Genomic DNA, 11,950 nt, shown 5'->3' on the forward strand with positions numbered 1-11,950 from the left:
CTCGGGCCAGCTGGATCTCGCACACACGATCTCCCCCTGGGTTTCCGTTCCGTCCCGGTACGTCAGGGAGGTTAGGGTGACCGCGACGCGCACCATGGGGGGTGCCAAGTGAGCAAGGCACGCTGGAGGTGAGCATGGGGCTGCGCCCGACACACCTTGGCTACGCCTACCAGGACCTGCTCACCGCGCTGCGCCTGGTGGACCTTGCGGTGGGACGTTCGAATTCCCTGCTGGTCGACACGAAGATGTTTACCGGGGACCGATTCGATGACATCACGTGCGAGTGGGGCACCGGCAGCCGCGAGCGGCTGCAGATCAAGCACACGGATCACGACCGCGCGTTGTCGCTGGAGAGTTTCACGAAGGACAAGCGAGGCCTACGCCTGGATCTGCTCTTCTCCTCCATGGACCACGACTTCACCTCGGATCCGGGCGCCTCGCACCGCCTCGTGGTGCGCGACACGGAGCCGGAGGATCCCGAGCTGACCCGGGTGCTGCGCCCGATCCACGCGAGCATCGATCCCGGGCCTGCACTGCACGGCTTGAGCAGCAAACGGTTCCGTTTCGACGCCGCTGCGCTGCGTGCACACGCTCCGTGGAAGGAGATGCTCGCCCAGGTCAGTGATGACCTGCTCAACCGCGCTTGCGCATCCCTGGTCGTCGACACGGATCTTCCGGCGTGTTCGCTCAACATTCGCGAGCCCGGGCCAGCCGAGGCGGCCTTGCTGCACCGCATCACCGAAGAACTCGGTGCCGGACGGCCGCCGAACCGGCACCGCACGCCCGAGGAGGTGGCGCTGGCCCTGATCGAGGCGGCCAAAGCGGCGCGCAGCCGGGCGGGGACCGTGATGGTCGAGGACCTGCTTCCTCGTCTGGGTCTGGAAGTCGACTTCGGATCGGTCCGTGAGGGGCACCCCGTGGACCGTGCCACCGAGGTGAGACGTCCTACGGTGCTCACGGGTGTGGTCGCGGCCGTGAAGGACGCTGCTCAGCAGGGGGGTGTCGTGGTGGTTACAGGTGCTCCCGGCATCGGCAAGTCGTGGTTGTGTGAGCAGCTCGGGGATGCGCTGCGGGAGACATGGCTGGCGGTGAGGCATCACTGCTGGCTCGGCGCTGCGGACATCGACCGTGAGCAGCGTGTGCTGACCGAGGTCGTGATCGGCAGCCTGCTGAAGCAGCTGGGGACGGCCGTTCCGGAGGCGCTGGCGCAGATCAGGCCACGCTACGCGGCTACGCCGGAGACGCTCACGGCCGCAGTCACTGCCGCGCGCGGTCTGGCACCGGACCGGCCGATCGCGCTGATCGTGGACGGTATCGACCATGTCAGCCGGGTTCTTGGATCCACCACCGGCAGCGCCTTTCGTCCGCGGGTGGACCCGGCGGCCTCTCTGGTCGCGGACCTCTCCGCCCTGGAACTGCCGCCTGGTGTCGTGCTTGTCCTGGCCAGTCAGCCCGGCCCTCACCTCGAGGCCGTCGACGCCGGTGCCTCCCGTCTCACCGTTGCCCCGCTCAACCGCGCCGAACTGCATGCTCTGGCGGACCGTCTGGGCGTGTTGACGGCCCTGGCGTCCTCCCCTGCCGGTGAGGGGCTCGATCCCGCTGCGCGGGCGGAGGCCGCGGTCGCACTGATTGAGGAGCGCTCTCGAGGCAACGTCCTGTACGCCACGTATTTGTGCCGGCAGGCCGTTGGCCCTGCCCCGGGCCTGGCAGCGACGCCGGCGCCGGATGGTGCCGGCAATCCTCTGGAGAGGTTGAGGACGGTGCCGTCGTCGGCGCACGACCTCGACGACTACTACGCCTATCTGCTGGCGGGGCTGACCCCCGGGCAGCGTTCTGCTGTCAGCATGCTCGCGGTCTGCGACTTCGCTGTGACCGCATCGGAGCTCGAGGAAATTTTCCCGCTGCCCGGAATGCAACTCGGTGCCGCGCTGACCAGCGTGGCACCGATCGTCGTGCAGCAGCTGGGCATCGGCGGACTGAAGATCCATCATGAGAGTTTCAGCCGCTTCATCCGGCGGATCGATGGTGATCACGGGTGGGTCGACCAGGTACGGGTCCGGGCTGCCGAGTGGCTCTCCGAGCGGGGGTTCTTCACGGACCCTCGCGCCTTCCGGCACCTGCCTGAACTTCTGTCCGCTCTGGGCCGCGACGACGAACTCGCTCTGCTGATCGGGCCCGATTTCCTCTCCCGCGCAATTGCCGGGCTGCAGCCCCCGCAGGCCGTCGTCCACACCCTGACCGTGGCCGCACGGCGGGCGGCGGCCCGCAACGACTGGCCCACGCTGGTGCGTTGTATCGAACTGACCCGGGCGCGGGCGACCTACGAGGACGAGGGCCTGCCGGGCTCCCTGGTGCCGTATGCGAATGTGCTGGTGGCGCTGTCGGGAGCCGACCGCGTGGCGGCAAGCCTGATGTACGAGGGTGTGCCCACGATGGCAGCGCGGTGGGGCTTGCAGCTGTGTGCGGCGGTCGACCGGGCAGGTTACGCCGCCCCATGGGAGGCGTACCTGACGGCCTGGGACGAGGCACGCAAGGATGAGCGTGGCCACTACGGTTCCGACAGCGACGAGTCCGTCTTCCTTGCGGAGTTGCGCGGACGGATCCGGCTGCCGGACCGCGATACCGACCGCTCTGCCCCCGAACTGCCGCTCGCGCGGCGGGTGGCTGAATTCCTTGACCAGGAGAACCCGCCGCAGTTCGAGCCTGCGCTCGATGTGCTGCTGGACTGTCTCGGTTTCGTTCCGCTGGTGGAGAGCGTCGAGCTCATCGACCGTTCCGACCGGCGCACCGCACTTCTGCTGTATCTGGCCGATGCCCGCGACAGCGCCGGCGGCGAACTGCCGTCGGCGCGCACGCTGGCCACGGCGGCCTGGGCGAGCGGCCCGTGCGACCCGCGGCGTCTGCTCCGTCATGGTCTGGCAGCGGCGGACCTGGCCGAGGAGGTCTTTTCCGGAGACATCAGCGCTGTTCTCACTGAGGCAACTCGCGAGGTGCTGACCGACCGTGCCAGCGGCCTGTCGGAGCCGGTGAGCAGGTGGCTGGCACTGCTCACGGTGGCGCACGCAGCCGATCCGCAGGCGCCCATCCGGCTGCTCCCCCTTCTGGACGGCGAAGGTTTCTACCGTGCCTGGCTGCGCTTCACTCTCGCCACTGTCGGCCTGCACCGTGATGTCGGGGCGGGCGCCCTCCCGGCCGAAACCGCGTCCGCCACCGTGCGGGTGGCACTCGAGCAAATGGCCCAGCACGCACACGCGTTCACGGGCCGGCCGCGGGCCTGCGATCTTGCGGACATCCACCGGCAGGTGCGGCAAGTGCTGCACGACGGCGTCGCCCTGCTGCGGGGCAACGACGTCGCGCTGGGCATCACCTCCCTGCAGACCGTCAGCCGCGGCACCACCACCTCTCTCATGGGCATGGCCGGAACCGGACCTCTGGTCACCACGGAGCTGCTGTCCCTGCTCACGGCAAGCGTCGGCCAGGCCGGGGCCGACGTCGTGCGCGAGCTCATGGGCACGCTGCGCACGGCGCAAGCCGAGCACCGTGCGCTGTACGCGGAGGACGCCGACTTCGAGCTTGAGATGGCCCGCGTGAGTCTCGCCTGCGACGACCCGCACGAGGCGCAACGCTGCTGGGAACGCGCCGCCCGCGACCTGGGCGCCTACGGCAGCCACAAGGACATCACGATCGAGGAGCTTCTCGATCCGTTGCCCCAGCTGGTGCAAGCCGATCCCGCCCAGGCGCGTGTGCGGCTGGCGCGTACGCAGCCTCTTGTCTATCTCGTCGCGGACCGTACCGACGGGCGGGGGACGGCGGGAACGCCTGCCGAGTGGTGGCGCTTGCTGACGCGCCTGGATCCGCAGGCTGCCGCGCAGTTGGGCGCCCAGGTGCTGCTGACCGAGCCCGGACTCCCCGATGGCCGGGTGGACGCGGTCCACCACCAACTGCTGGCCACCCAGGCGGACAAGGCCGATCCCGTCGTCCTGGCCGCGCTCCGCATCGCGGCAGGGCCCGGCGGCCGCAGCATCGACCAGGACATCGCCCTGCTCACGCGGCTCGCCGACCTGCCCGCCGACGACGCGGCACACACACTGCGTCTCCTGCCGGTGTTGGCCAACGCGATCACTTCTACCTACGACGACCAGACCCTGTTCGCCGTGTCGCAAAATGCCGGAGCCGAGCCGACCACTGCGCTGCGCACGGCGGCACAGCGCTGTGGCGGCGAAGGCGGCCCGCCCTGGACGCCCCGTCCCGTGCCCACCAACAATTCCCGCAACTGGTCGGGTTCCGAAAAGCGCCCCACCACAGGCGCCTATCTGCACGCCCAGCAGCGGCCGACGCTGCCGGAAGGTGCCGCCGGCGTACTTGCCGCAGTCCGCGACCGCAGCAGCAAGGCATACGACGCCCCCTTGGGCCCGCGGTGGTCGATAGACGCCCTGGCCAATGCGGTCGGCTGGCGGCTTCTGGAGATCCTCGACTGCCAGGGAGCAGATGCAGCCGCCCAGTTGTTGTATCGGATCGCCGACGAGATGAACGCTTCCGGCCCCTTGGAGGTACTCGCCGATGTGGCCGCCGGGCTTAGCCTGCGTCAGGACATCGCCCCCGCCGTCTTCGGTCCACTCGCCGCCACGGCGGGCATGCTCGCCTACACCAAGATCCGGGGCGGCGGTGGCTGGCGCTCCTTTGCCGGTAGTGACCGGCTGGAGTTGTGGCAGCAGGCGCATACCGCGGATGCCGCCACCGCAGTCCACGACCTCGCAGATCAAGTGGTCCACGCCGTCGCCGAGGGGTCTTACCACCGCACGATCGGCGTCAGTCAGGCCCTGGTCTCGGCCTTCGCCGTTCTGCCCCCGCACGCTTCGCCCCCGGCTGCCAGCGCCCTCGCCTGCTGGGACGCGGCGTACGAGGTCATCGCCCACCGCCTGCCGGGCCGCGCCCGCCTCGACCACGGCGCCTACCTCCCGGTGCCCGAGCAGACGACCCAGCATGACATCGACACGGCGCTGTGCCGGCTTGCGTTGGCCACGCTCGCCCTGCCCGAACGCGGCGACAAACGCCGCGCCCTGATCGCAGCGACGGTTCTCCTGGCCGGCCGCCCCGGCCCGGCCCAGGCCGCACTCGCACACGTCCTCTCCTTCAGCCTCGGTGCCAGCCCCCTGACCTGGCTCCTGACCGTCCTGCACAGCCATCTGTCTGACGGGCCCCTGGATGCTGCCATCCTCGACCGGCTCGTGACACTGTGCGGCAGTGACATGCTGTCCGTCCGCGCCGAGGCCTCCGCCGTCCTGGCGCGCGCCGGCCACCAGCCGCCCTCCCCGCCGGCGACTGCGGCCCATCCGGCACTCGTACGCGCCGTTGCCGCCCTGTCCGACCCCGAGGAGAGGGCATGAACGACGCGCGGCGATATGCGGCCGGCCTCGTCGACAGCTATCTGGGGGATCGCCTCGATGCCGCCGGCAACCCACCCGGGCTTCGTGAAACCGTCATCGACCTCGTAGCCGATGCCTTCCCCGAGGTCGAAACGCTGATGGGCACTCAGCTGAACCTGCTGACCAATGGACACCGCAGCCAGCTTCCCGATGCCTACCTCGCCGACCATGCCGCCGTCGAAGACGCTCTGCAGCACGCCGCCGCCGGCCTGCGCGCCGCACTCGCCCAAGCCGGACACCTCGGCAATGCCCAAAACTTCGAACGTCACGCGGCCGCGCGGCTGCGCGACGACCCCCGGGCCGCCCTGCGGGCCGAACTCGCCCGCGTTCCCCGCCCCCTGACCCGTCCCGAGGTGCTGGTGTGCTCGCTCGATCCAGCGCCCTGGTTCAGCGACAGCCATCAAGCGGACAAGCCGTGGCCGACGCCCGGCTTCGCTTCGGTCATGGGCCTGCGCTTCCTGCCGGGCGGCGCCGCAGCCCTTGCTCGCGTGGACGACGGCCCTCATGCGGGCTGGGTACAGATCGGTCTCTTCGAGCGGCAGCGCACCCCTGCACGCCGCCATCCGGATCGGCCCGCCCGCCAACTGCAGATCGTCGTCGGCCTGGAGGCCCTCAACGGTGATCCACCGTCCGGCACGCTGCCCGTCTCCCAGGCCCCCCGGCAGTTGTGGACCCGCCCGTGGCGGCGGCTGGGACTCGGCTTCCCGCAGGCCGAGTCGGCAGCCGCGCACATCAGCGCCGCGGACCAGGCACTCATGGCGCTCACCGCCGCCGGCAGCACCAGCATGGTCGACGCGCCCCGCTGCCGAAGCGGCCTCGGACTGCCTCCTTACATACTTGCCCCCGCCGCCAGCGTCGTGGCCGCACTCGACCTTGAACCCACGAACAGCATCTGCGGGTTCAGCCTCAGCGACACCGCCGGTGAAGCACTGATCTGTCGTCAGTGGCACGGTCACCTCGTCCACGACGGAAACTATGAACCTCTCCTGCCCGCTGTCTCAGGAGCGGACCTGCTCATCCGTCCTGACCTGTTCACCCGCCTGCACGACATGATCAGTGCCTCCCGCTGCCGAACAGGCGTCAGCATCCACCACATGTCAGCAGCCGAAGACGACGGCACCCACGACGACGGGGACTGAGAGCACCGCGTGGGCCGAGGCCTGCAGGAACACGCCGTGCGCGAGAATGAGGCAATGACTGACGACCCCCGCCTCTGGCCCCCACCCGCTACAGATCCCCGCGCGGATCCATGCAGTGGGGCCGGGCTGGCGGGGGCTGCTGGAGCGTCTGCATGAACAGATCCGTGCGGCCTTTCCCGGCTACCGCCTCCTCGATCTCAAAGAGAAACTCGGCGGCCTGCGCGTCTACGTGGAAGGGCCACCGGGCAGCGGCGAAGCCCTGAGGAGCCTGATCGCCACCGCTGAGGAGGAGGCGGAGCGCACCTGTGAGTTCTGCGGCGCAGGGGGAACCTGTGGGGCTGCCCTGTTGCGGGCGGGTGCTGCTCATCCGCGTCGGCGGCCGAGCCGTGCCCCGGCGCGGATGGTGTGTTCGGTCAGGTCGGCGAGGACTGCGTGGTTGGCCTCCCAGCCGTCGGCAACCTTGGAGGTGGCTCCGGGGTGTACGGGGTCGTTGGAGGGGTGGGCGTCGAGGAGTTCGGCGATGCCGGCGCGGGCGACGACGATGCAGGCGTGGCGGTGTCGTGAGGTGAGGACGCACAGGCGGCCGGCTTCCAGGTGGAAGCCGGAGGCGTCGCCGCGGCCGGAGAGGGGGTGTAGGACGATGGTGACACGGAATTCGCAGCCTTGGAGTCGGTTGGCGGTGTCGACGGTGATGCCGTGCCGTTGGGGGTACTCGCGGGCCAGGAGCGCGCGGATGTCGTGGGCCTGGCTGCGGTGGGCGGTACCGATGGCGATGTCACCGGGCAGCAGGACGTGGCCTTCAGGGTTTTCCTCGCAGGTGGTGATGGCGCGCCGGGTCAGCAGCCGCTCGGCGATGCCGAGGACGGCGTGGAAGGCTTCGGCGTCGTGCTGGCCGGTGATGCGAGCCGGTAGTTCGAACAGTGCCCATCCGGTTCGGGCAGCGTGTTCGATGACCTCGTCTGTGGGGGTGCGGATGTCGAGGGGGGAGAACGTGAGGCTGCGGTCGGCTTCACGGCTTCCGGCGTGGAAGGGCGTGGAGGGGTAGAAGGCATTGCTGATCAGGGGGACGGCTGAGGGCGGCAGGCGCCAGGACACGGGCAGGGAGTGGACGGGCAGGTTGCGGTTGTTGGCGAGCAGAACAGCGACCGCGCTGTTCAAAGGGTCGTGGGCCAAGCCATGGAAGCGGTCGGTTTCGACCTCGGAGAAGGGGTCGAGTTGGCCGGGATCTCCGACGAAGAGGGCCCGGTCGAAGATGCCGGCGGTCCACAGAAGCGTGTCGGAGCGCATCTGGTAGGCCTCGTCGATGATCGCCCATGGCCATCGGCGGTCGGTGACCGTGGCCCATTTCATGGCGGTTCCCACGATGACGTCGGCCGTCTTTTCGAGGACTTCGATGCGGGTGCCGATCCGGATGCCAGGATGTGCCTGCAGGTCGTGCGGAACTGTGTGGTCCGTTGCGATGAGCCGGGCGGTTCGCAGGTGCGGGTGGTGCCGGGCGAATCGACGCACGAGGTGGTCGACCTGGCTGTTGGTCTGGGCGATGACGACACAGGGGGCGCTGGACTGCGCGAGGGCGTCGGCGGCCTGGGCGACCAGGGTGGATTTTCCGGCGCCGGGCGGGGAGTCCACGACGAGTCCGCGGTGAGTGAGCGTGGGCAGTTGCTGCAGGATGGCGCGGGCGGCCGTGTCCATCTGCTGCTGCGGCGATGGCCGGTGGGGCGGTGTCACTGTTCTTCCTCGCCTTCGCCCTGGTCGCTGTCGTCGGGATGGTCGGCAGGAGGCCCGCCGTGGGTCCAGGGTGTCTGGTCTCGCGCGGGGAATTCCGGCATCCGGTAGTAATCGGGTGCGATGGTGAACACGAGGAAGGCGCCTGCTTCGGGCAGGACAGCGTGGTTGGGGCGGGTCATGGTGCCCATACCTGCGGTGATCTCGAGTTCGACGAGGGTGTCGCCGTCGGCCGGAGTGACCTGGCAGATCTTGTAGCGGGCGTTGCGGTGGGCGTGGCAGGCCAGGAGTTGGCCGGGTTCCATGGGCACGGGGTCCGGGGTGGACACGGTGAGCCGGGGCCGCCATCGTGCTCGTCCGCTGGGTCCGCGCAGGGTGTGCTCCGGGTCGATGGTGGTGACGGGACCGCCGAAGGCTTCGCCGGTGGTGCGCAGTTCTGCCCGTACGAAGGGGTCGTCGGCGGCGCGTTCGGCGGCGAAGGCGGCGGCTGAGTGTTCCATGCGGGCCAGGCGGACGGCGGCGGCGACGGCGTGGTCGCGGGCCGGCCGGGGGCGTCCGTCCTGGGCCAGGTAGAGGCATTCGTCGGTGAATGCGGTGCGTTCATGGTCCCAGCGGCGTGCGGTGCCCTTGGTTTCGGGGAGGGCTTGCAGGAGCGTGTAGGCCTGCCACATGAGGTCCCAGGTGGGCTGCAGGTAGGTGGCCAGCAGGCGGTTGAGTTCTTGCAGGGTGCGGGTCTGCTCCTGGCCCAGGGCCCGGCGCCGGGCGCGGGCGTAGGCGTCGAACAGGGGCGCCAGGTGGTCGTTGTCGAAGGCGGCGTCGGTGGTTGGTCCCGCCATACGGTGGGTGGCCGGGTCTTCTGCCGTGTGTGCGGCGTCGCGTCCCGAGGCTGCGTGGCGGGGCGGGTCGATCCAGGCCAGCAGGGTGGCCAGGTCCTCGTCCTCCGGGGGGCTTTGGCCACTGACCCAGTGCATGCCGAGGAAGCTGGTCATGGGGATGAGGGCGGCTGAGCCGGGGAGGTCGGCGCGGTCGGTGAGATAGGTGAGCCAGTGTCCCAGGCGCTGGACGGCTCTTGAGTCGGGACTCTGGTCGTCGGCGCTGCGGAACCTCAGGGAGTCTCCGAGGTCTTTCAGGTGCTGCACGGTCTGGGGGTTGGGGACGAGGATCTGGGGGGCGTCGGTGTAGCGCCGACGTGCCGGCTTGTTGGAGGTGGCGGGCAGGTGCTCGCTGTGCCGCTGGCAGTCGTCGATGTATGCGGTGACGGTGTCTGCCAGGGTGACGAGCATGGGGGCGGTGCTGCCTGAGGGCGGCGCGAGCAGGAGTCGGGGGCGGTGCGGGTCGGTGCCCAGCATGATGGCCAGCGGTCGTGCGGCGGGGCCGGTTTGCTTCAGCGCCAGCAGCATCAGCGGCTGGTCGCTGAGGTGGAGGTGGCGCAGTTGGCCGGCGCGCTGGGCGTTGCCGGTGTGGGCAGCGCGCATCCGCAGGAGTGAGGTGAGCCGGATCATGCGGTGTCCGTCTGGAGGCCTGCGTGGATGCGCTGTGCGTGGCGCAGGGCCTGGGCGAGGACTTTCTGGTCCCGTGACGGGTGCAGGTGCCCGTCGGTGAGGGCCAGGGCGGTGGCGATGGTGTCGATTCCCGCGAGGTCGTCGCGGACTGCGGTGCCCAGAGCCGCAGTCCTGCCCTGGTTGTGGGCCTCGGTGCGGCAGTGAAAGGCCAGGTCGCAGTGGTGGCGGCAGCCGGGGGTGTAGTACGGCCGCACGGTGGCGAGTGCGGCAACGAGATCACCGCGGGGCCGGGTCGGTCTCTGGTCGGGGCCGGGCGCCAGGTCGAAGGTGGTGTTGAGGGGAAGCTTGTCCAGCAGTTCGGGAAGGCGCCTCAGTCTGCCGAGGTGGCGGCTCAGGTTCTTGATCTGCTTGTGGGCGTTGAAGGGCGTGGCGGTGGGGTGGCGGGTGAAGTTGCGCGGGTTGACCAGGATCACGGTGTCGGAGACGCGGTCTGGCGGGAGGCCGTCGCCGGTAAGGAGTTCCCGTAGGGCCAGGACGTAGGCGGCGGCCTGGGTCAGCGCTGCGGTGGCCTTGATGGGGTCGGGCTGCCCGTGGATGACGGGGAAGGATTTGATCTCGACGACGTGGAAGACGCCGTCGCGCTGGAAGGCGATGATGTCGGGCTCGAGGTAGACCTGGTGGCCGGCGACGGTCAGACGCAGTACGGGGTGGTCGAGCAGGGTGCGGGGCTGGCTTGGCCTGCGGTGTGCTGCGCTGAGAATGCGGGAGCGGGTGTGGGCGCGGCGCAGCGCCAGGGGGGACTTGTCGTCATCACTGCCGACGCTGTTGACGTCCTCGTAGTACACCTCCGGCAGGGTCAGGCCCAGGGCTTGGCGGAGCAGCGGCACCAGGGGGGCTCCGGCTTGGGCGGTGACCTTGCGTTCGAAGGCGATGCCGTAGTCGAGGGCGAGCTGGGATTTTCTCAGCGGCCGCGGGAGGTCCAGATGGGCGGCGAGGACGTCTTTGTCGATGCCGGCCGCGTCCAGCAGGGAGCGGCGGTCGCAGCTCGGGTTGGCGGTCAGCGCTGCCAGTGTGCGTGCGTTGTGCGGGATGGGCGGGGTGGTTCCGCGTAGTACGTCCAGTCGTGCGTCGAGCGAGCTCACTGTTTTCCTTGGCGGGACAGGGCACAGCCGTGCTGGTTGCGGGGGTGGGTTTACGAAGTACGGTGCAGGCGGGCGGTGTTGCGCAGGATATTGCCGAAGATCTGCTCCACGTCGCCGAGTTGCTGACGTGCGCGCCGGGCCGCTTCGGCGCGGGTGTCGGCGTCGTCGTCGGCGTGGATCTCGAGTTCCGCTGCGGCGGCCTGGCGCAGCGCGTCCAGTTCGAGCGGGCCCCGGGGGGTGTCGCCGTGGATGTTGCGGCTGTAGTGCAGCAGGAGCTGCTGGACGGGCTGCGGCATCCCGGTGTCGCCGGCGAGGTGTTCGGCGGCGTCCGCAAGCCGCAGGGCCGAGGTGAGGAAGTGGACGCGCTGGGTGAGCGGTCCCACCAGGCGCTGCTCCAGTGACCAGGTGCTCAGGGCGAGCAGCGCGCGGGCCGGTGAGAGCAGATCGGAGGTCAGTGCGGGGCAGATGTAGTAGGCGCGACCGTAGGGGGCGGAGCGGAAGGAGCGTTCCTCGTCGCGGCGCAGGGTGGTCATGCGTGCCGTGTTCAGCGGGCTGGAGAAGAACGCCTGGTGGACCTGGCTGAGCAGCTTGGGCGAGGCGGGGACGGTGAGGAGGGCCAGCGCCTGGTGGACCTGGTCGCGTACGGGCACCCCCTGGTTCGGCTCGACGACTGCCAGCACGGGCTCCGGCCGGACCTCCGGCTGGGCCGTGTCCGCGACATCACTGAGCCCGCACAGCACGTTCCAGGCACCTCGAGTGCGCGCCAACTCCTCGCCCAGGAGGTCCACTTGAGCGCTGTCGTGTTGCGTGAGCGCCTGCCGGACCGCCTCCTGCAGCTGTTGCATGCGCTTCTCGAGAGCGACCAGATGCTCGTCCATGACCGCATGCTAGCAGCCACTCGGATCTCCCAGTTTTACCCCAGGGATTGTGAAAACCGACGTCTGGTGTATCTGGTCGCGTCGGGCGCAACCTGATGAGGCTTGGCGACCGTAGGCGCGGGCGTCGGCTGGACCGCG

6 protein-coding genes are annotated in these 11,950 nt (G+C 69.8%); 2 read left to right on the forward strand and 4 right to left on the reverse strand.

Annotated elements, in window-relative coordinates:
• Window positions 1-134: 134 nt before the first annotated feature.
• On the forward strand, window positions 135-5,387 hold the full coding sequence (locus tag ACZ7LS_RS31945; RefSeq protein WP_385133824.1) for an AAA family ATPase: 5,253 nt from the start codon (window positions 135-137) through the stop codon (window positions 5,385-5,387).
• Complete coding sequence (locus tag ACZ7LS_RS31950; RefSeq protein ID WP_382871412.1) at window positions 5,384-6,565, forward strand: hypothetical protein; 1,182 nt, start codon at window positions 5,384-5,386, stop codon at window positions 6,563-6,565. The genes ACZ7LS_RS31945 and ACZ7LS_RS31950 overlap by 4 nt, the downstream gene beginning before the upstream one ends.
• 363 nt (window positions 6,566-6,928) lie before the next feature.
• Here the strand turns inward: ACZ7LS_RS31950 and ACZ7LS_RS31955 are convergent, their stop codons facing one another.
• Genes ACZ7LS_RS31955 through ACZ7LS_RS31970 form a run of 4 tightly spaced genes read right to left on the reverse strand, consistent with a single transcriptional unit; the run spans window position 6,929 to window position 11,812 of the window.
• On the reverse strand, window positions 6,929-8,257 hold the full coding sequence (locus tag ACZ7LS_RS31955) for an AAA domain-containing protein (RefSeq protein WP_382871408.1): 1,329 nt from the start codon (window positions 8,255-8,257) through the stop codon (window positions 6,929-6,931).
• A gap of 32 nt (window positions 8,258-8,289) precedes the next feature.
• On the reverse strand, window positions 8,290-9,792 hold the full coding sequence (locus ACZ7LS_RS31960; RefSeq protein ID WP_385133826.1) for a hypothetical protein: 1,503 nt from the start codon (window positions 9,790-9,792) through the stop codon (window positions 8,290-8,292).
• Window positions 9,789-10,934 carry a hypothetical protein gene (locus tag ACZ7LS_RS31965; RefSeq protein ID WP_385133829.1) on the reverse strand — a complete coding sequence of 382 codons (1,146 nt, stop codon included), beginning with the start codon at window positions 10,932-10,934 and terminating at the stop codon, window positions 9,789-9,791. The genes ACZ7LS_RS31960 and ACZ7LS_RS31965 overlap by 4 nt, the downstream gene beginning before the upstream one ends.
• Before the next feature lie 50 nt (window positions 10,935-10,984).
• Window positions 10,985-11,812, reverse strand: a complete 828-nt coding sequence (locus ACZ7LS_RS31970; protein ID WP_382871398.1) for a hypothetical protein — start codon at window positions 11,810-11,812, stop codon at window positions 10,985-10,987.
• Window positions 11,813-11,950: the final 138 nt, after the last annotated feature.

Source organism: Streptomyces sp. NPDC039430 (assembly GCF_055639435.1).